This window comes from Janthinobacterium sp. HH106 (assembly GCF_001758725.1).
Taxonomy (GTDB): domain Bacteria; phylum Pseudomonadota; class Gammaproteobacteria; order Burkholderiales; family Burkholderiaceae_D; genus Janthinobacterium.
In genome coordinates this window covers 137,506-157,300 of the sequence record NZ_LRIC01000040.1, presented here as the reverse complement: position 1 = coordinate 157,300, position 19,795 = coordinate 137,506, and the positions used below count along the sequence as shown (strand labels likewise).

The following is a 19,795-nucleotide window of genomic DNA, read 5'->3' as shown; positions in this document are numbered from 1 at the left end:
CTTCAATGAGGGGGGCGGGCGTGGGAGTCGGTGTCGGCGTAGGAGTTGGCGTAGTTCCGCCATCGCACGTGCCACCGGCGCTCCACAGGCTAGGCGTGGAAACGGGGTTCCAGCCCGAGCCCACGTGGTCGGTCTGCGTCACCAGGGCCGTGTAGTTGGCGCCCAGGTAAGTGACCACCGTGCCCGCGTTGTACGTGCCGCCCTCTTGCCACGGCACGCAGGCGACTACCGTGCTGGCCGCCAGCAATTGCGAGCCAGCCGGCGCGCTGGCATCGCCGCCACCGCCGCAAGCCGCCAGCACGCCACCGCTGGCCAGACATATCATCATGTTCCTGATCGTTTTTTTGAGTATTAAATTTTCCACGCTGTCTCCTGTTCAGGTTTGCGGAAATACCACTCTGCTTCGATAAAAAGCTACCCTGTGATTTTGTTTTTCTGCAGTTGCAAGAACAGCATGCTGCTGAAAAAATAGGCGGTCAAGTGGTTTTGAAGTGGCCTCGAAGTGGGTAATACCACTTCGCACAAAAAGCGCAGCGGCTTATGCGAACGGCGTGTTGTCCTACTGGACAATCAAAAAACGGCAGAGGGAGGATGAAAAAAGACGCTGGATCGGGAAAAGACAGACCAGTTTTTTAAGACGCTGTAAGTGGTATTGCTGTTGCTTGCTACGCCGTTGAATACGGCAGCGGCGGGTGCCTGCAAAGCCACCCGCCACGTCAGGCAGACTTATTGAGGCAAATCAAACACTGCCATGGATTCCACGTGGGACGTGTGCGGGAACATGTTCACCACGCCCGCCTTGCTCAATACATAACCCGCTTCCAGCGCCAGGATGCCGGCGTCGCGCGCCAGGGTCGACGGGCTGCACGACACATACACGATACGCTTGGGCAGCAGGTCCGGACGCACTTGCGACAGGCCGACCAGCGCCTGGCACAGGGCCATGGCGCCATCGCGGGGCGGGTCGACGAGGATGCGATCAAAACGGCCCAGCGCGATCAGGTCGTCCGTCGTCACTTCGAACAGGTTACGCGTCGAGAACGAGGTTTTTTCCGCCAGGCCGTTGGCCAGCGCGTTTTCCAGCGCCCGCTCCGTCAGGGTGGTGCTGCCTTCAATACCGACCACTGCGCTGCCTTGCGTAGCCAGCGGCAAAGTAAAATTGCCGAGGCCGCAGAACAGGTCGGCGACGCGGTCGGTCGGCTGCACTTCCAGCAAACGCAGGGCTTTTGACACCAGCACGCGGTTGATGTGGTGGTTCACTTGCGTGAAATCGACGGGCTTGAACGGCATCTTGACGCCGAATTCCGGCAGCAGGTAGTGCAATTGCTTGTCCAGCGGATAGAACGGCACGGCCGTTTCCGGACCTTTCACCTGCAGCCACCATTGCACGCCGTACTCGTCGGCAAAAGCCTTCAATTTCGTTTCATCGTCCGCCGTCAACGGCGCCATGATGCGCAAGACCATGGCGGTCACGTCTTCGCCGACAGCCAGCTCGATCTGCGGCATCTGGTCGAAGATCGACAGCGACGCAATCAAGCCGCGCAGCGGCAGCAGCATGGCCGAGATGTGCGGCGGCAAGATTTCGCAGCTATCCATGTCGGCAACAAACGCCGATTTCTTTTCATGGAAGCCCACCAGCACGGCATCTTTCTTCTTGACGTGGCGCACGGACAGGCGCGCGCGGTAGCGGTAGCCCCAGGTCGGACCATACATGGGGCGCATGATGCTTTGCGGACGTACCTTGCCGATATGCCACAGGTTGTCTTCCAGCACGCGCTGCTTGATCGCCACCTGCGCCGACGGTTCCAGGTGCTGCATCGAGCAGCCGCCGCAATTGTCGAAATGCTTGCACTTGGGCGTGACGCGCATGGACGATTCGCGGTGCAGCGCCGTCATGCGGGCCATTTCCCAGTTTTTCTTCTTCTTGAACGTCACAAAGCTGACGCGCTCGCCCGGCAGCGCGCCTTCGACAAACACGACCTTGCCCGGCGAGCCGTCTTCGTTCTCAATATGGCCAACGCCACGGGCGTCCATGTCGAGCGATTTGATTTCGATGATATTTTCTTGCATAGCGATCAATAGGTAAGAGTGGGCCAGGACGCAGGGCCGCGCTGGAACTTGCAAACAATGGGGGAAAGGTCAGGCGCCGCGAGCGGGGCGTATGATAGCAGATGCAGCCCCGGAAATACCGGGACCGGGCGTCCTAGAGCAGAGAGTCGCGCACGACGCCGCGCGCGGCCATAGCCCGTTTGAGTTTAATCAGCGCTTCCTGCTGGATCTGGCGCACGCGCTCGCGCGTCACGCCCATTTCCTCGGCCAGGGTTTCCAGTGTGGCCGGATCGTCGTTGTCGAGGCCGAAACGGCGCATGATGACGACCCGCTGCTTGTCGGGCAGCTTGGTCAGCCAGTCGCGCACCAGCACCGTCATTTCATGGTGTTCCGCGCGCGCGTCGGGGCTGTCTTCGCTGGCGCCCGGCAACATGTCCATCAAGGACGACTGCGGATCGTTGTCGAGCGGCGCGTCGAGCGACGTGGCGTGCTCGGACAGGGCCAGGATATCCTGCACCTCTTCCACGGGACGGCCCACGAGGTGAGCGATATCTTCCGCGGTGGCATCCTTGCCGTCGTGGTGCTGGGCTTCCAGATGATATTTGCCGCGCAAGATTTGATTCAGTTCGCGCACCATGTGCACGGGCAGGCGCACCGTGCGCGCCTGGTTCATGATGGCGCGCTCGATGCTCTGGCGTATCCACCAGGTGGCGTAGGTAGAGAAACGGAAACCGCGCTCGGGCTCGAACTTGTCGATGGCGCGCATCAGGCCGATGTTGCCCTCCTCGATCATGTCGAGCAGGACCACGCCGCGGTTGATGTAATGCTTGGCGATCGACACAACGAGGCGCAGGTTGTGCTCGATCATGGTTTGCCGGGCTTCGAAATTGCCCTGCTTGGCCAGGGTGGCGTAATGCACTTCTTGCGCCGCCGTCAGCAGGGGCCGCGTGCCGATCTGGTTCAGATAGTGCTGCGTGGTATCGGTCGACAGCTCGGCCGCCAGCACCTTTTTCAATTCATCGACACTTTCGACCACCACGCTGACGCTGGCTACCTCGCCGCCCTCGCCCGCGTCGACGGCGTCAATGCCGTCGAGCTCGCCGGTATCGTCCGTCACGACTTCATCCGCCCCGTCTTCCGGCAGTTCCGGGTCATCGTCCAGCTGATCGTGCGGCGCGTGTGTCATTGCTTTACCTAACGGTTAGGCAGGAATTTCGAAGGGTCGACAGGCTTGCCCTGCTGGCGAATTTCAAAGTGCAGCTTCACGCGGTCGGCATCAGAATCGCCCATTTCAGCGATGGCCTGGCCTTTGTTGACGTTCTGCCCTTCCTTCACCAGGATGCTGCGGTTATGCGCATATGCCGACAATAAACTATTACTGTGCTTCACGATGACAAGATTACCATAACCACGGATTCCGCTCCCGGCATACATGACTTTTCCCGCGCCGGCGGCCACCACTTGCTGGCCGGCCTTGCCGGCGATATCGACGCCCTTGTTCTTGCCTTCGTCAAAAGTGCCGATGACCTTGCCTTCGGAAGGCCACATCCAGCTGATCCTGTCGTCGCCAGGCGCCGATGCGGCAGGGGCTGCAGCGGCGGCGGCCGGTGCGGCGGCGACAGTTGCTGCCGGCGCGGGCGCCGGCTTGGCGTCGCCGCTGCCGCCATCGGCGCGCAGCTCGGCCAGGGTGGCGTCGGAATACGCGCGCTTCTCGCCGCGCGGGCCCGTTTTCTTCGGCACGGCAGGCGCGGCCGGCTTGATTTCCGTCGACGGCGGCATCACGACGGCCGACGTTTGCGCGCCGCCTGTGTCGCCAGTCGGCGGCAGCACGCGCAACACCTGGTCGACCTTGATGTCGTTCGGGTTGCTCAAGTCGTTCCAGGCCACCAGGTCGCGGTAATTCTGGCCGTGCTCGAGGGCGATGCGCAACAGGGTATCGCCGCGCTTGACCGTGTAATAGGCCGGGTCGCGGTCGCGCGGATCACTGGCGGCGGCACTGCTGCTCGATGGATGGCGCTCAACGACGGGTGCCTGGACGCCCGTCGTGCCGCAACCGCTCAACAGCGCGGCCAAGGTGATGCTACATAGAAGTATGTTACTTTTCTTAATCATTCGCATGTAATTATATGTCCTGCTTGCTAGCTGATCCGGGGATCATATGGTGCCCGGGCGCAAAGGCACGAAATGGCAATCTTCCAGGGTTTGGCTGGTCCATTCCATTTTCCCCACCCGGGTAATGAGTTGTAAGTGTTGCAATTTAGCCCCCACCGGCGCAACCAGACGCCCGCCGGGCGCCAGCTGTTCCAGCAAGGCTTGCGGGACTTCCAGGCCGGCTGCGGCAAGGATGATCCCGTCGAAGGGCGCCGCCTGCGGCAGGCCAAGCATACCATCTCCGTACTGCAAGCGCAGATTCGACACGCGCAGCGGGCGCAGATTGGCCTTCGCCAGCTCGTGCAGGGGCCGGATGCGCTCGATCGAATACACCTCCTTCGCCACCAGCGACAGCACCGCCGCCTGGTAACCGCAACCCGTGCCGATTTCCAGCACGCGCTGCAAGCTGCCGCCCTGGCGCATCACCTCGATCATGCGCGCGACGATATACGGCTGCGAGATGGTCTGGTGGTGGCCGATGGGCAAGGAGGCGTCGATGTAGGCTTGCGACGCCAGCGCCTCGTCCATGAACAGGTGGCGCGGCACGGCTTGCAGGGCGTCGAGCACCACCTGGTCCTTGACGCCCTGCTTCGCCACGCGCGCCACCATGGCCCGGCGCACGGCCTCCGAGACGAGCGGGTTTTGCCGCGGCGGCGACACCACGGTCGGCTGCGCCCGCTCATTGGCGATGGCTTGCGCGCGCGATGGCGCGATGGCCGCGTGCGCGCCATACGGCGGCGCCACGCCGCGCGCCGCGTTTTGCGCCGCATTCTGCGTGGCCGTCTGCGGCGTGGCGATCCTGGACTGGGCCAGCGACTGCCCCCCGCCCTGCCTGGCGGGCTTGCCGGCCAGCGAATCGAGGGAAAGGGGGAAGGTACGCGGCTTGTCAGTCATAGTGAGCGGTCATGCCAGGCCTTTTGCCAGTGCATCGAGTTGGGTGGTATGGGTCAGGTCGATCTGCAGCGGCGTGATCGATACTTGTCCATGTTCAACGGCATGGAAGTCCGTGCCCGGGCCGCCTTCCTTGGCCGCGCCGGCGGGGCCGATCCAGAAGATTTCACGGCCACGCGGGTCGAGCGCGCGGATCACGGGCTCGGCCGAATGACGCTTGCCCAGGCGCGTGGCCGCCATGCCTTGCAATTGCTCGTAAGGAATGGCGGGGATATTCACGTTCAGCAAATACGGTTTCTGCAGGGCGTCGAACTGGCGCTCGACGATTTCCCGCGCCACGCGGGCAGCCGCGTCCAAATTGGCCCAGCCGAACTGCGACTGGGAAAAGGCGATGGCGGGAATGCCGAACAGATAGCCTTCCGTGGCGGCGGCCACGGTGCCCGAATACAGGGTGTCGTCACCCATGTTGGGGCCGTTGTTGATGCCCGAGACCACCAGGTCGGGGCGCTCGATGAGCATGCCCGTCAACGCCACGTGCACGCAGTCGGTGGGGGTGCCGTTGACAAAATAAAAGCCGTTGGCGGCCTTGTGCACGGACAGGGGCCGGTCCAGCGACAGCGAATTGGACGCGCCCGAACGGTTGCTGTCGGGCGCCACCACCACGATGTCGGCAATGGGCGCGAGCGCGTCGGCCAGGGCCGCCAGGCCTGGCGCCAAGTAACCGTCGTCGTTACTGATAAGGATTCTCATAACGAGATTTTACCTGAAGCAATGCCCACACTGCGCATGCCGCACGCCGATAGGCAGCATTTTTTGTGCCGCCGCGCAAACATGGCGCGCAAGCTCAGCGCTGCTCGATGCGCGCTTCCGACAGCGCCCCTTCCAGCGCCTGCACCTCATCCTCCTGCAAGGCCAGCAAGGCATTCAGGTCGCCTTGCAACTTGTACATTCTTTTCAGCTGCGCCATGCCGCGCCTGCGCAGCTTGCCCGGCACGCCCGGGCGCAGCAGGCAGGACTTCAAATGTTCGGCCAGTTCGCCCGCCTGCGCATACTGTTCCCGTTCGATCATGCCTTGCAACATCGAGATCATGCTGGCCAGGGTATCCGGCTCGGCCGCATCCTGTTCGTTGGCGCGGCCGGCCAGGATGGTTTCCTGCAAATGCCGCGCACCGTCGAGCACGCTGTCCGCATGCCCCGTGACGGGCGCATTCAAGAGCCGGTCGCTGCCGCTGAGCACGGCGTCTTCCAGCAGGCGCGCCGCCTCGCTGTCGCCCTGCTGCTGGAGGGTGCCAGCCAGTTGCTTCTTGCTGTGCAAGGTATCGAGGTGGTCTTCGCCCAGCAGGCGCGCATGCACTTCCAGCACCTGCTCCTGCACGCTGCGCGCCGCATCGAGTTCACCGCGCCGCAGCAGCGCCTCGGCCAGCTTGCGCTGGCTCATCAAGGTTTCCGGATGATCGAGCCCGCGCGTGCGCTCGCGCGCCGCCACCTGGTCTTCATGCAGCTGGCGCGCGCCGGCCCAGTCGCCCTGCCCGGCCACGATATCGGCCAGCAAGTCGCGCGTGGACAGCGTGGCGGCATGGTCGCCGCCCAGGCGCCGCTCCTGCACCCCGAGCACGGCGGCGAGCAGGCGCCGCGCACCCTCCAGATCGCCTTCGCGCCCCAGCGCCTGCGCCAGGGCCAGCTTGCTGCGCAAGGTATCGCCATGCTCGGCGCCAAACAGGCGCTCGCGCGCCGCCACCACCGTGCCCAGCAATTGCCGCGCCTGCGCCAGCCTGCCCATGCGCAGCAAGGTGGCGGCGCGGCCATCCATCGCATCCAGGGTCAGCGGATGCTCGCCGCCCAGCTGGCGCACATAGGTGGCCAGCACCGTATCCTGCAGCAGCAGCGCCGCCGCCAGCTCGCCCTGCAGCAACAGGGTTTTCGCCAGGCAAGCCCGGGCGGCCAGGGTATCGGGATGCTCGCTGCCCAGCACGCGCTCGCGCACGTCGAGCACGTCTTCTTCCAGGAAGCGCGCTTCATCGAGCTTGCCCAGTTGGCGCAGCAGGCGCGCCATGCCGCTCTTGCACGCCAGGCTGTCGGGATGCTCCTCGCCCAGCAGGCGCACGCGGATCTCGACGCTCTGGCGGAAGGCGTCGAGCGCCTGCGCGCTGCGGCCATCCTTGCGGTACAGCTCGCCCAGGCGGGCCAGGTCGCGCGCCAGCGGCAGGGCCACGGCGCGGCCCGGTTCCAGCTGCAAGGCCTGGCGCGCTTCGCTGATGGCGCCCAGCAAGGCGATTTCGCGGCTCGATTGCCAGGGAAAGTAGCCGCCCGTCAGCCAGTGCAAAAAGGCTTCGAAGGTGCGCGTGAGGGAAAAGCGGTCGCCGCCCTGGTCGATGCGCACGGCCAGCTGCTCGCCATAGGCAAAGGTTTTCGTCTGCTGCAGCTGGACTTCGTCGAAATAGCTGTCGAGGGCGATCTGCGGCAAGCCGTAGGACGTGCGCAGCAGGCGCTCGAACATGGGCTGGAAGCCGGCGATGCCCTTGTGCGCGTCGCCGCGGCGCCACTCGGCACGCTGCGCCCCGTCGCCCATTTCTATGCGCGACGGCAAGGGGTACACGAGCAGCGGGCGCTGTTCATCTTCATGGCTGCGCCGGTACTCGATGGCCCGCGTGACGAGCGCGTCGACGCCTTCCAGGCTTTGCCGGTTCGGCGTGAAGACCACCACCAGCTTTTTCGGCAGCAAGGTGGTGCAGATGCCGGCGCTGTCCGTGCGCCCCGTGCGCGAATCGACGAGCACGTAGCGGAAATGCTGGGCCAGGGTATCGGCAAAGCAGCGGAACAGGGCCGGGCAGCTGTCGAACAGCTGATCCCAGCGCATCTGCGCCAGACGTTCGCTGTAGCTGGCGTCGAAGCGCCCCGCGCGCATCAGGTACAGGGGACTGCCCTGATCGACGCGCACCACGTACTGCTGCCAGTCGATGGCGTCGAGCACGCGCTGGGCCAGCGCCGCATCCTCGCGGCCGGCGCCCTGCCCGCTGGCGCGCGCCCGCCGTTTCCAGGCTGATGCGCTCGATCTGCTGGCGGCAGGCCTCGAAGAATTCGAGCACGCCGGGCCGCTCCTCGTGCTGTTCGAAATAATGGTGCAGGCCCGGCGCTTCCATGTCCCAGTCCAGCATCAGCACGGGCACGCTGGCGTTTTCACGGCGCGCCAGCAGTACGGCGATGTTCGACAAGGCCATGGTGCGGCCGGTACCGCCCTTGTAGGAATAGAAGGTGACGACTTCGCCAGGGGCGCTCAAAGGTGGCAGGGAGAGGCGTTGGCATTCCATGACGGGACCTTTTACGTGATTAACGTGGAAAGTGGGGAGGAGGAATGGCGCGCCATTCCGGTGGAATATCGGGCAACACGAAACGGCTGCAATCGTGACCGGCCGGTGTTGACCGCTTGAGCAAGTGGTAATGCGTGGCGATGCGCTGCACGATGCGTTCGATGTCGGGCAGGTATTGCGGATTCGACTTCAGGTCGCCGCTGGCCAGCGTGTAGCCGGAAAAATCGACGTACAGCCCCGACTCCGTGATTTGCGGCGGCAAGCCGTCCGGATGGCGCGTCATGATGATGGGGATGATCAGGTGGCTGGGCAGTTCATACCAGGCGCGCCGCTCCTGCTCGATCAGCTGCATGGCGGCAAATTCGCGCCGCGTATAGCCATGCGCTTCATATTTCGGCGTGTACAGCACGATCATGCAGACGCTCTGGCACATGGCGCGCGCCACGCGCTGGTCGATATCGTCGCCGCCGCCCAGTTGCTCGCTGTCGATGAACAGGACTTCCTCGCGGTCGAGGTGCGGCTCCAGATAGCACGCCAGCGCCTCGATGAGGTCATTCTTGAACTTGTTCATGAACGCATATTGGCCGTGTGCATAACTCAAGAAACAGCCGTAGCGGATCTCCATGGCATCCCCCTGTTCCCCGTGCGGCCCTGCCATCGCCGCGCCTCATCCTGCAAGGCATGAGCTCACTGTAGACTGCCCGGCAACAAGACTGTTTGCGCTGGCACAAAGATGTGTCTGGCGTCCTGGACACGCGTCACAAAGCCAGAAAATGGCGTGATCGCGCCGCTTTCTGGCATGCCGGGCGCGCAGGCACGCAGCGCGCGAAAAACGCTACTCGCTTGATAACAAAGGGAAATAAGCCGGCGCGCGGATGGCGCCGGCAAGCAAGGCTAGGCGTCCTTGGCGGGCAGGTTGCGGAAGAACTCCACCACTTCAGCCGTGTCACGCGTGCGCTTGAACGGCGGCAGGCTTTGCCAGATGCGCTTGCCGTATGGCTTGGAGATGAGGCGCGGATCGCAGATCATCAGCACGCCCCGGTCGCCCTCGTCGCGGATCAGCCGGCCCGCGCCCTGCTTCAGGTTGATGATGGCTTCCGGCAGCGAGTGGTGCATGAAGCCATTCTTGCCCTGCTTTTCCATCACTTCGATGCGGGCGGCCAGCACCGGGTCGTCCGGCGGCGCGAACGGCAGCTTGTCGATGATCACCAGGGACAAGGCATCGCCGCGCACGTCGACGCCTTCCCAGAAGCTCTGGCTGCCGATCAGCACGCCATTGCCGGCCGCGCGGAACTGATCGAGCAATTCCGTGCGGCCCTTTTCTCCCTGCACGAACAGGGGGAAGTTCAGGCCGCGCTGCTTGAATTCGTCGGCCAGGCGCTCGGCGGCACGCTTGACGGCGCGCAAGGTAGTGCACAGGAAGAAGGTGCGCCCGCCCGCCGCCTCGATGATGGGCAGGGCGCAGTCGATGACGGCGTCCGTGTAGCCCAGCGAGTTCGGTTGCGGCAGGTTTTGCGGCACGAACAGCAAGCCTTGCTGGCCATAGTCGAACGGACTCGGCCACGTATGCGACGGTTCGCCTGTCAAGCCCATCTGTTCGGAAAAATGCTTGAAATCGTTCTTCACGGCCAGGGTGGCCGACGTGAAAATCCAGCTGCGCGGCGTGCCTTCACGCTGGTTGTTGAAGATCGGCGCGATCGACAATGGCGTTTTGTGCAACTGCAAAGAGCTGGAAAACGCTTCCACCCAGAACACGGCTTCTTCGCCGGCCGCCACTTTCGCCTTCGGATCGAACTTCCAGCCGCTCAGCTGCTGCGCCAGTTCGACGCCGCGCACACGGCACTGCTCCAGCGTCTCCGCCCGTTCCGCCTGCGTTTCCAGCACGGCCACCATGCCGTCAAGCTCATCTTTGAGGGTGTCGAGCGCGGGGAAAAAGTCGCTCGACGGGGCGATCTGCGGCAGGGACAGGCGCACGATATCCTGCGGGAACGTCAAACGCAGGTCGCGCGCCGCCTTTTCCACCACGGTGACGGTCTTGGCCCAGTCGATGCCGCGCGCGTGCGCGAGCCCCTCGGCCAGCACGTCGCGGCACAGTTCCAGGATTTGCGAGGTCGATACCGTGTTACCGAAGAACAAGGTTGCCGTATCGGGCAGCTGGTGCGCCTCATCGAAGATGATGGTATTGGCCGATGGCAACAATTCCGCCACGCCCGTGTCTTTCAGGGCCACGTCGGCAAAGAACAAATGGTGGTTGACCACCACCACGTCGGCCTGCTGCGCTTCCTTGCGGGCCTTCATGACGAAGCAATCCTGGTAATACTGGCACTCGGCGCCCATGCAGGTGTCGCGCGTGGACGTCACCAGGTTCCAGATCATGGCGTTTTCCGGCACCTTGGTCAGTTCGGCCTTGTCGCCGGAGCTGGTCATCTTGATGAAACGCGAAATTTCGCGCAGATGGCCCACGTCGTCGCGCGAGGTCATGCGCCCGTTCTGCAGCGTGCGTTCCAGGTGATAGTGGCAGACGTAGTTCGAGCGGCCCTTCAGCAGGGCGACGGAGACGGGCGCCTGCAGCGCGGCGCGCACGGTGGGGATATCGCGCAGGAACAATTGATCCTGCAAGTTCTTGGTGCCGGTGGAAACAATAGTCTTGCCGCCCCACATCAGGGCCGGTACCAGGTAGGCGAAGGTCTTGCCGGTGCCCGTGCCCGCCTCGGCGATCAGGGTCGTCTGGCTGTCGATGGCGCTGGCGATGGCCTTGGCCATGTCCGTTTGCGAACGGCGTGGCTTGTAGCTGCCCACGGCCGGACCGAGCGGGCCGCCGGCGCCAAACAGGCGCTCGATGTCGGCATCGTGCTTGCCAGGCGCCGCCTGTGGTTCAGCCGGCGGACTGGCTTGCAGATCGGTCGGCTGGCCATCCGGGTTTACTGGCAATAAATTGTGATCGGTCAAAATATACTTAGGTGAAGGCTGGACTGGACGCTACTGGCGCCCCTCAGGCGGGAACGTCGGGCACCAACTGCATTTTCAGCAAGGTGATGTGATCCTTCAATTGCAATTTGCGCTTTTTCAGGCGGCGCAGCTGCAGCTCATCATGGTGACCATCGAGTATCAGCAACTCGATGACGGCATCGAGGTCGCGGTGCTCCACGTTGAGTTCAATCAGGCGCCGCTCTATTTGCTGTGCATCGCTCATGTGTTGCGTTCCAGGCAGTGTTGGTAACAGTGTTGGGAAACCGGCGCGGCGCGCGCAGGCAGCCATGGTGCATAGTTTAACCTGCCGCGCGCGTTAGGGCACGCCATTTCCGGCGTCCCCTAACGCGGCGGTGTTATTTGACCGGCGGCACAGGCACGGCAGCCGCCGGCGTGCTGGCAGCGGCGGCCGCCTTGGCAGCCTTGGCATCGGCTTCGGCCTGGCGCTCGGCCAGGCGTTGCGCCACGCGTTTCTGGCGCGCCACGGCGTCAGCCTGTTTCTTCGCATAGGCTGCTTCGCGGGCGGCGCGGCGCGGCGCCTCGGCCGCATCGTCGGCGGCTTGTTTCGCCACCTTCGCCGCTTGCTCAGCCTCGCGCTCGGCAACGCTCTTGCCTTGCGGCTTGGGCGGCGCCGGATCGGGCGTGACCACTTTCACGGGCTTGGGCACGGCCGCGGCCCGCTGCTCGGCGTCGAGGCGCGCGCTTTCCTGCGTCCTGGCCAGGTCGATATCGCGCAGGCGCACGGACTCGGCGCGCTTGAAATAATTCGCTTCCGCGTCGATGGCGCGCAGGCGCACGAGGATCAGACGGCGCTTTTCCTTGGCCTTGTCGAGGCAATTATTCACGAAAAACTTGTTGTAGCACTCGACTTCGCGCGCGGCAAACTCGTTTTCCGCCGCTTCGCGCTCGCTGGCCGACTGCTTCAGCTTGGCGTCCGCCTCTTCCACGGACAAGGTGGCGGGCACCTGCGGTGCGCCGACCTCATCCAATGCCGCGGCACCCTTGTGCGCGCAGGCGGACAACGCCAGGACCAGGCCCAGCGCCGCACCCAGCTTGTATAGTGTATTTGCCATCATGTTCCTTATCCCTGCCTCAAACGATCGCGTCGGCCGCGCCGCGCTGTTCTTTTTCCATGTATTCGCGCGATTGCATCTCGATGATACGCGAAACGGTGCGGTGAAACTCGTTGGCCAGCATGCCGTTCGTGTACAGCTCATCAGGCGGCACTTCGGCCGACATGATCAGCTTGACCTTCTGGTCATAAAACACGTCGATCAGCCAGGTGAAGCGGCGCGCCTCGGACGACTGCGCCGCCGACATGGCCGGTATGCCGGACAATATCACCGTATGGAAGCGGCTGGCGATTTCCAGGTAGTCATTTTGCGAGCGGGGCCCGCCGCACAAGGTGGCGAAATCGAACCAGATGATGCCGCCGGCGCGGCGCAGGCAGTGGATTTCGCGGCTTTCGATGCGGATGCGCGCATCTTCGTCGGCCGTCTCGGCGATGCGCGTGTAGGCGTCGCGCAGGGCCCGGTCCGTGTCCGCGCCCAGCGGCGTGTAGTAACTCTCCACCTGTTCCAGCGCGCGGCCGCGGTAATCGACGCCCGCGTCGACGTTGATCACGTCGAGCTTGTCCTTGAGCAGCGCGATGGTCGGCAGCATGCGGTCGCGGTGCAGGCCGTCCGGATACAGCAGGTCCGGGTCGTAATTCGAGGTCATGATGAAGGACACGCCATTGGCGAACAGGGCCGACAGCAGGTTGTACAGGATCATCGCGTCGGCGATGTCCGAGACGTGGAATTCATCGAAACAGATAAGGCGGTATTTCTTGGCGATGCGCTTGGCCACCTCGTCGAGCGGGTCGGCCACGCCTTTCAATTCATCGAGCTGCTGGTGCACGCCGCGCATGAATTCGTGAAAGTGCAGGCGCGTCTTGCGCACCAGGGGCACGACCGAGTAAAAACTGTCCATCAGGAACGATTTGCCGCGCCCCACCCCGCCCCACATGTACACGCCTTTCGGCACGGCGGGACGATTCAGCAGGCGCTTGAAGGTGCTCGAGCGCTGGCCCTTGTAGGCCACCCACTCGTCATAGCACAGCTGCAGGCGGTCGACCGCGCGCCGCTGGGCGGCGTCGGCCTTGAAATCACGCTTCTGCAACGCGTGCTGGTAAAACTCTTCTACGTTCATGGGATTCGCTTTAACGCACAAGGGCGCCGGCGGAAAAAATCCGCGAGCGCCCCTGCTGGACTAACTACAATTAGAAGTTCAAGGTACGCTTGTCAACAGCCAGTGCTGCTTCCTTGGTCGCTTCGGACAGCGATGGGTGCGCGTGGCAGATGCGCGCGATGTCTTCGGCCGAGGCCTTGAATTCCATCGCCACGACGGCTTCGGAAATCAGTTCGGACGCCATCGGACCGACGATGTGCACGCCGAGAATTTCATCGGTGGTCGCATCGGCCAGGAATTTCACCATGCCCGAGGTGTCGCCCAGCGCGCGCGCACGGCCGTTGGCCATGAACGGGAAGGTGCCGGCCTTGTAGGCGATGCCTTCCGCCTTCAGGGTTTGCTCGGTCTTGCCGACCCACGCGATTTCCGGCGAGGTGTAGATCACCCAAGGAATCGTGTTGAAGTTGGTGTGGCCATGCTGGCCGGCGATACGTTCGGCCACGGCAACGCCTTCTTCTTCGGCCTTGTGCGCCAGCATCGGGCCGCGCACGACGTCGCCCACTGCCCATACGTTCGGCAGGTTGGTCTTGCAGTCGCCGTCGACGGCGATGAAGCCGCGCTCGTCCAGCTGCAGGCCGACCTTGTCGGCGCCCAGGCCGTTCGTGTTCGGCGTGCGGCCGATCGAGATGATCAGCTTGTCGAACACGGCTTTTTGCGCTTCGCCCTTGGCGTCCACGAATTCCACGGTGACGTCTTTCTTGCCCGGCGTGATCGCACCGATCTTGCAACCGAGGTTGATCTTCAAGCCTTGCTTGGTGAACAGCTTCGACGCTTCCTTGGCGATCTGCTCGTCCACGGCGCCCAGGAAGACCGGCAGGCCTTCGAGCACGGTGACGTCGGAACCCAGGCGGCGCCAGACGCTGCCCATTTCCAGGCCGATCACGCCGGCGCCGATGACGCCCAGTTTGGCGGGTACGGCGTCGATGGCCAGTGCGCCCGTGTTCGACAGGATCAGTTTCTCGTCGAATGGTGCGCCCGGCAGTTCGCGCGCGTTCGAGCCCGTGGCGATGACCACGTGCTTGGCCGACAAGGTTTCGTTGGCTTCGCCCGTCACGCTGATTTCATACGCGCCAGCGGCGGCGGCAGCGAAAGCGGCGCGGCCGTGGAAGAAGGCGATCTTGTTCTTCTTGAACAGGTACAGGATGCCGTCGTTGTTCTGCTTGACGACGGTGTCCTTGCGCTTGAGCATCTGGCCCAGGTTCAGCTTCAGGCCGGCGACGTCGATGCCGTGCTCGGCGAAGCTGTGGCCCGCGTGTTCGAAATGCTCGGACGATTGCAGCAGCGCTTTCGACGGGATGCAGCCGACGTTGGTGCAGGTACCGCCAGGCGCGGCGCCGCCCTTGGCGTTCGACCACTCGTCGACGCAAGCGACGGAAAAGCCCAGCTGCGCTGCGCGGATGGCGGCGATGTAGCCGCCAGGGCCCGCACCGATGACAACTACGTCAAATTGTTTAGTACTCATGTTTTGTTATTCCAATCTCTTCGTCTGGTACGAAAATCCACAATAGAAGGTAAATCACCACGCCGAAGCCGAAGTTCAATGTAAACAGGACGAAGACGAGGCGCCAGATCCACGCTTCCATGCCGGAAGCGCGGCCCAGGCCGCCGCAGACGCCGCCAAGCCAGCGGTCGTCGCGCGAACGGCGCAGGCGGTTGAATTCCTGCACCAGGTCGTTCGCCGGGCCGGCAGCGGCACCGGCGCCGGACGTGCTGTCCGGCTTGTCCAGGTTGATATTGCTCAGGAGCTTGGCTTTCGCTTGCGCGAATTCCGCGTCGCTCAGGGCGCCCGCCAGGTGCAACTCGTGCAGACGCTTGATTTCTTCAGAGATGTTCATAGGAATCCTCTTTCATTGAGATCAGCCAGCTGCGTCTTCTGGCAAGGGGTATCAGCTACATTGCCCCGGCGGCTACGCCGGGGGACTACAGTGCTTACAGGTCCAGCAGCAGGCGTGCAGGATCTTCCAGCGCTTCTTTCATCGCCACCAGGCCCAGGACGGCTTCGCGGCCGTCGATGATGCGGTGGTCGTAGGACATGGCCAGGTAGTTCATCGGACGCACCACGATCTGGCCGTTTTCGACGACGGCGCGGTCCTTGGTCGCATGCACGCCCAGGATGGCCGATTGCGGCGGGTTGATGATCGGGGTCGACAGCATGGAGCCGAAGGTGCCGCCGTTCGAGATCGAGAACGTACCGCCCGTCAGGTCGTCCAGGGTCAGCTTGCCTTCCTTGGCTTTCGCGCCGAATTCACCGATTTTTTTCTCGATGTCGGCGATCGACAGCTGGTCCGCGTTGCGGATGATAGGCACGACCAGGCCGCGCGGCGAACCGACGGCGATACCGATGTCGAAGTAGCCGTGGTAGACGATATCGTTGCCGTCAACGGAGGCATTGATGATCGGGTACTTTTTCAGGGCGGCGACGGCGGCCTTGACGAAGAAGGACATGAAGCCCAGCTTGACGCCGTGCTCTTTCTCGAACTTGTCCTTGTACTTGTTGCGCAGGTCGATGACCGGCTGCATGTTCACTTCGTTGAACGTGGTCAGGATGGCGTTCGTCGATTGCGATTGCAGCAGGCGCTCGGCGATACGTGCGCGCAGGCGGCTCATCGGCACGCGCTCTTCAGGGCGGTCGCCCAGGTTGGCGGCCGACGGCGTGGCAACTTGTTGCAGCGCCGGCTTGGCAGCGGCTGGCGCCAGCGGCGCAACGGCTGGCTTGGCGGAAGCGGCCAGGGCGTCGCCCTTGGTCACGCGGCCGTCTTTGCCCGAACCGGCGACGTCGCCGGCGGACAGGCCTTTTTCGGACAGGATCTTGGCGGCGGCAGGCATGGCGACATCGCCTTTGGTCGCAGCAGCTGGCGCCGAAGCGCTGGCGGTATCTTGGGCAGCGGCAGCCAGGGCTGGCGCAGGCACGGCGGAGACTTCCATCGGGCTGACCTTGGCCGAGCCGTCGGTATCGATGATGGCGATGACTTCGCCGGCAACGACGGTGGCGCCGTTATCCTTGATGATTTGCACGATCACGCCAGCGGCCGGCGCCGGCAGTTCCAGCACTACTTTATCGGTTTCGATGTCGATCATGTTTTCGTCGCGCGCGACTGCTTCGCCGACTTTCTTGTGCCATGCCAGCAGGGTCGCTTCCGCAACCGATTCCGACAACTGGGGAACTTTGACTTCGATTTGTGCCATGTAAAACTCCGTTTATTTTGTTATTGCGGCGCCGCCCCTGCGTAGCAAGGGCGGCGCTCCGTCATGATGTATGCGAGCAGGCGCCATGCACTCGCATGGCGCCCCTTATCGAGCCACTTACTTGGTCAGGATAAAACCCTTCAGCTTCGAGAATGCCGTTTCCAGCAGGTCTTTTTGCTGGGCGTAGTGCTTGTCATAGTAACCGACAGCAGGCGACGCCGAAGCAGGACGGCCGGCGTAGGCCAGACGCTGACCCGATTCCAGGCCTTCGAAGATGTTGTGCTGGATCTGGAACCAGGCACCCTGGTTTTGCGGCTCGTCCTGTGCCCAGACGACTTCGACCAGGTTCGGGAACTTCTTCAGTTCAGCAGCGAACGACTTGTGCGGGAACGGATACAGCTGTTCCAGGCGCACGATGGCCGTGTCGGTCTGGCCGCGGGTCTTGCGTGCGTTGACCAGGTCGTAGTAGACCTTGCCCGAGCAGGCGACCACGCGCTTGACTTTCTTGGCGTCGATTTTGTCGTCGACTTCGCCGATGACGGTCTGGAAACCGCCCTTGGCCAGGTCGGTCAGCGGCGAACCGGCATCCTTGTTGCGCAGCAGCGACTTCGGCGTCAGGATGACCAGCGGCTTGCGGAACTGGCGCACCATCTGGCGGCGCAGCAAATGGAAGATCTGCGAAGCCGTCGTCGGCTGCACCACTTGCATGTTGTTGTCTGCGCACAGCTGCAGGAAACGCTCGGGACGCGCGGACGAGTGCTCAGGACCCTGGCCTTCGTAACCGTGCGGCAGCATCATGACCAGGCCCGAAGCGCGGCCCCACTTCACTTCGCCGGAGCTGATGAATTGGTCGATCACCACTTGCGCGCCGTTGGCGAAGTCGCCGAACTGGGCTTCCCAGATCGTCAGGGTGTTCGGTTCAGCGGTCGAGTAGCCGTATTCGAAGGCCAGTACGGCTTCTTCGGACAGCACCGAGTCGATGACGGTGAACGGCGCCTGGTTGTCCGACACGTTTTGCAGCGGAATGTAGGTACCTGCATCCCAACGCTCGCGGTTCTGGTCATGCAGCACGGCGTGGCGGTGCACGAAGGTGCCGCGGCCGGCATCCTGGCCCGTCAGGCGGATGGCGTAGCCGGACGATACCAGCGATGCGTAGGCCAGGTGTTCGCCCATGCCCCAGTCCAGGTTCATTTCGCCGCGGCCCATGGTGGCACGGTCGCCCAGCACTTTTTCCACCAGCGAGTGGACCTTGAAGTCTTCCGGCACGGTGGTGATGCGGGTGGCCAGGCGTTTCAGTTCCGTCATCGGCACGGCGGTGTCGGCCGAATCGGTCCATTTCTTGTTCAGGAACGGCAGCCAGTCGACGGCGTACTTGTTCTTGAAGTTCGAGATGACGGGATCGACGGTGTGCTTGCCGGCGTCCATGGCGTCGCGGAACGCGGCCACCATCTTGTCGCCGCCATCGGCAGGGATCACGCCTTGCGCTACCAGCTTGTCCGCGTACAGCTTGCGGGTGCCTGGATGCTGGCCGATCTTCTTGTACATCAGCGGCTGCGTCAGTGCCGGCGTATCTTGCTCGTTGTGGCCAAGCTTGCGGTAGCAGATGATGTCGAGGACGATGTCCTTCTTGAATTCCATGCGGTAGTCGAGCGCGATCTGCGTCGCCAGTACCACGGCTTCCGGATCATCGGCATTGATGTGCAGGACCGGTGCTTCGATCATCTTGACGACGTCCGAGCAGTACAGGGTCGAGCGTGCATCGCGCGGGTCCGACGTGGTGAAACCGATCTGGTTGTTGATCACGATATGCACCGTGCCGCCGGTATGGTAGCCGCGGGTTTGCGCCAGATTCAGCGTTTCCATGACCACGCCCTGGCCGGCGAAAGCGGCATCGCCGTGCACCAGGATAGGCAGCACTTGCGCGCCCTGCGCGTCGCCGCGGCGGTCCATGCGGGCCTTGACGGAACCTTCGACCACAGGGTTGACGATTTCCAGGTGCGACGGATTGAACGCCAGCGACAGGTGGACCGGGCCGCCTGCGGTGGAGATGTCCGACGAGAAGCCTTGATGGTATTTCACGTCGCCGGCTGGCAGGTCGTCGCCATGCTTGCCTTCGAATTCTTCGAACAGTTCCTGCGGCGCCTTGCCCAGGGTGTTCACCAGCACGTTCAGGCGGCCGCGGTGGGCCATGCCGATCACGATTTCCTGCACGCCTTTTTCGCCGGCGCGCTGGATGGTTTCATCCATCGAGGCGATGAAGGTTTCGCCGCCTTCCAGGGAGAAGCGCTTCTGGCCCACGTAGCGGGTGTGCAGATAGCGTTCCAGGCCTTCAGCCGCGGTGAGGCGGTCGAGGATGTGGATTTTCTTCTCTGGGGTGAAATTCGGGGTAGAGCGGATCGATTCCAGTTTCTCTTGCAGCCAGCGCTTTTCGGCCGGATCGGAGATGTACATGAATTCGGCGCCGATCGAACGCGTATAGGTATCGCGCAGATAGTTGAGCAGATCGCGCAGGGTGGCGGTCTCGGGGCCAAAATAGGTATTGCTGATGTTGAACACGGTGTCCATGTCCGCGTCGGTGAAACCGTAGAAGCTCGGCTCGAGCTCAGGGATCATCGGACGTTCCTGGCGTTGCAGCGGATCCAGATTGGCCCAGTGCGAACCGAGGTAGCGGTAAGCGGCGATCAACTGCGTGGCGGCGACGCGCTTGCGGCCCATTTCAGCATCGAAGGAAGCGGTCACTGTGCGGATCGGACCTGCTTTTGCGCGCTCGGCGAACGAGGCGACGACGGAGGCATGTGCCACGTCAGGCTTGTTGGTGCCATCGACGGCAGGCACGTGCTGCATTGCGTCGAAGTAGGAACGCCAGTTATCGGGTACCGAGCCTGGATTGTTCAGATACGCCTCGTACAGGTCTTCCACGTACGGAGCATTCCCACCGAACAGGTAGGAGTTGGTCGTTAATTGCTGCATATATTGCTCACCTTTCTTCGCGCTTCGCGAGGAATTAGCGG

16 protein-coding genes are annotated in these 19,795 nt (G+C 63.2%); all 16 read right to left on the bottom strand.

The window, feature by feature from the left end:
* On the bottom strand, positions 1 to 328 hold a 328-nt coding region (locus tag JAB8_RS16280), incomplete at its 3' end, for a carbohydrate-binding protein (protein ID WP_343216104.1).
* Positions 329 to 726: 398 nt separating this feature from the next.
* A complete protein-coding gene (gene rlmD, locus JAB8_RS16275; RefSeq protein ID WP_070290599.1) occupies positions 727 to 2,070 on the bottom strand; it encodes a 23S rRNA (uracil(1939)-C(5))-methyltransferase RlmD in 1,344 nt (447 codons plus the stop codon).
* A 133-nt stretch (positions 2,071 to 2,203) separates the two neighbouring features.
* The gene (rpoS, locus tag JAB8_RS16270; protein ID WP_070290598.1) at positions 2,204 to 3,235 is read right to left on the bottom strand and encodes an RNA polymerase sigma factor RpoS; all 1,032 of its coding nucleotides are present in this window, start codon (positions 3,233 to 3,235) and stop codon (positions 2,204 to 2,206) included.
* An 8-nt stretch (positions 3,236 to 3,243) separates the two neighbouring features.
* Positions 3,244 to 4,161, bottom strand: a complete 918-nt coding sequence (locus JAB8_RS16265) for a peptidoglycan DD-metalloendopeptidase family protein (protein ID WP_083286948.1) — start codon at positions 4,159 to 4,161, stop codon at positions 3,244 to 3,246.
* 42 nt (positions 4,162 to 4,203) lie between these two features.
* The gene (locus JAB8_RS16260; RefSeq protein WP_070290597.1) at positions 4,204 to 5,094 is read right to left on the bottom strand and encodes a protein-L-isoaspartate(D-aspartate) O-methyltransferase; all 891 of its coding nucleotides are present in this window, start codon (positions 5,092 to 5,094) and stop codon (positions 4,204 to 4,206) included.
* A gap of 9 nt (positions 5,095 to 5,103) precedes the next feature.
* Positions 5,104 to 5,841, bottom strand: coding sequence for a 5'/3'-nucleotidase SurE (gene surE / locus JAB8_RS16255; RefSeq protein WP_070290596.1), 738 nt, complete (start codon positions 5,839 to 5,841; stop codon positions 5,104 to 5,106).
* Between the two features lie 94 nt (positions 5,842 to 5,935).
* On the bottom strand, positions 5,936 to 8,062 hold the full coding sequence (locus JAB8_RS28625) for a tetratricopeptide repeat protein (protein ID WP_070290595.1): 2,127 nt from the start codon (positions 8,060 to 8,062) through the stop codon (positions 5,936 to 5,938).
* Between the two features lie 356 nt (positions 8,063 to 8,418).
* Complete coding sequence (locus tag JAB8_RS16245; protein ID WP_070290594.1) at positions 8,419 to 9,024, bottom strand: toll/interleukin-1 receptor domain-containing protein; 606 nt, start codon at positions 9,022 to 9,024, stop codon at positions 8,419 to 8,421.
* Between the two features lie 269 nt (positions 9,025 to 9,293).
* Positions 9,294 to 11,297 (bottom strand): ATP-dependent DNA helicase, encoded by a 2,004-nt coding sequence (locus JAB8_RS16240; protein WP_070290609.1) that lies wholly within the window; start codon positions 11,295 to 11,297, stop codon positions 9,294 to 9,296.
* Between the two features lie 94 nt (positions 11,298 to 11,391).
* Positions 11,392 to 11,592: a DUF465 domain-containing protein gene (locus tag JAB8_RS16235; protein WP_034752051.1), complete on the bottom strand. Its 201-nt coding sequence runs from the start codon at positions 11,590 to 11,592 to the stop codon at positions 11,392 to 11,394.
* A gap of 133 nt (positions 11,593 to 11,725) precedes the next feature.
* A complete protein-coding gene (locus JAB8_RS16230) occupies positions 11,726 to 12,445 on the bottom strand; it encodes a hypothetical protein (protein ID WP_071654421.1) in 720 nt (239 codons plus the stop codon).
* A gap of 16 nt (positions 12,446 to 12,461) precedes the next feature.
* Positions 12,462 to 13,559 (bottom strand): cell division protein ZapE, encoded by a 1,098-nt coding sequence (gene zapE / locus JAB8_RS16225; protein ID WP_070290592.1) that lies wholly within the window; start codon positions 13,557 to 13,559, stop codon positions 12,462 to 12,464.
* A 70-nt stretch (positions 13,560 to 13,629) separates the two neighbouring features.
* Positions 13,630 to 15,060, bottom strand: coding sequence for a dihydrolipoyl dehydrogenase (lpdA, locus tag JAB8_RS16220; protein WP_035820749.1), 1,431 nt, complete (start codon positions 15,058 to 15,060; stop codon positions 13,630 to 13,632).
* A complete protein-coding gene (locus tag JAB8_RS16215) occupies positions 15,050 to 15,433 on the bottom strand; it encodes a PspC domain-containing protein (RefSeq protein ID WP_070290591.1) in 384 nt (127 codons plus the stop codon). Before JAB8_RS16215 ends, lpdA begins: the two co-directional genes overlap by 11 nt.
* 94 nt (positions 15,434 to 15,527) lie before the next feature.
* The gene (odhB, locus tag JAB8_RS16210; RefSeq protein WP_070219196.1) at positions 15,528 to 16,784 is read right to left on the bottom strand and encodes a 2-oxoglutarate dehydrogenase complex dihydrolipoyllysine-residue succinyltransferase; all 1,257 of its coding nucleotides are present in this window, start codon (positions 16,782 to 16,784) and stop codon (positions 15,528 to 15,530) included.
* Between the two features lie 117 nt (positions 16,785 to 16,901).
* Positions 16,902 to 19,754: a 2-oxoglutarate dehydrogenase E1 component gene (locus JAB8_RS16205; protein ID WP_046685725.1), complete on the bottom strand. Its 2,853-nt coding sequence runs from the start codon at positions 19,752 to 19,754 to the stop codon at positions 16,902 to 16,904.
* Positions 19,755 to 19,795: the final 41 nt, after the last annotated feature.

What these genes read in the sequence shown, in the direction of transcription:
- rpoS (WP_070290598.1), bottom strand. Translation starts at nt 3,235, where the DNA reads ATGACACACGCGCCGCACGATCAGCTGGACGATGACCCGGAACTGCCG.
- JAB8_RS16205 (WP_046685725.1), bottom strand. Translation starts at nt 19,754, where the DNA reads ATGCAGCAATTAACGACCAACTCCTACCTGTTCGGTGGGAATGCTCCG.
- JAB8_RS16235 (WP_034752051.1), bottom strand. Translation starts at nt 11,592, where the DNA reads ATGAGCGATGCACAGCAAATAGAGCGGCGCCTGATTGAACTCAACGTG.
- odhB (WP_070219196.1), bottom strand. Translation starts at nt 16,784, where the DNA reads ATGGCACAAATCGAAGTCAAAGTTCCCCAGTTGTCGGAATCGGTTGCG.
- JAB8_RS16230 (WP_071654421.1), bottom strand. Translation starts at nt 12,445, where the DNA reads ATGATGGCAAATACACTATACAAGCTGGGTGCGGCGCTGGGCCTGGTC.
- zapE (WP_070290592.1), bottom strand. Translation starts at nt 13,559, where the DNA reads ATGAACGTAGAAGAGTTTTACCAGCACGCGTTGCAGAAGCGTGATTTC.
- lpdA (WP_035820749.1), bottom strand. Translation starts at nt 15,060, where the DNA reads ATGAGTACTAAACAATTTGACGTAGTTGTCATCGGTGCGGGCCCTGGC.
- rlmD (WP_070290599.1), bottom strand. Translation starts at nt 2,070, where the DNA reads ATGCAAGAAAATATCATCGAAATCAAATCGCTCGACATGGACGCCCGT.
- JAB8_RS16260 (WP_070290597.1), bottom strand. Translation starts at nt 5,094, where the DNA reads ATGACTGACAAGCCGCGTACCTTCCCCCTTTCCCTCGATTCGCTGGCC.
- JAB8_RS16245 (WP_070290594.1), bottom strand. Translation starts at nt 9,024, where the DNA reads ATGGAGATCCGCTACGGCTGTTTCTTGAGTTATGCACACGGCCAATAT.
- surE (WP_070290596.1), bottom strand. Translation starts at nt 5,841, where the DNA reads ATGAGAATCCTTATCAGTAACGACGACGGTTACTTGGCGCCAGGCCTG.
- JAB8_RS16265 (WP_083286948.1), bottom strand. Translation starts at nt 4,161, where the DNA reads ATGATTAAGAAAAGTAACATACTTCTATGTAGCATCACCTTGGCCGCG.
- JAB8_RS16215 (WP_070290591.1), bottom strand. Translation starts at nt 15,433, where the DNA reads ATGAACATCTCTGAAGAAATCAAGCGTCTGCACGAGTTGCACCTGGCG.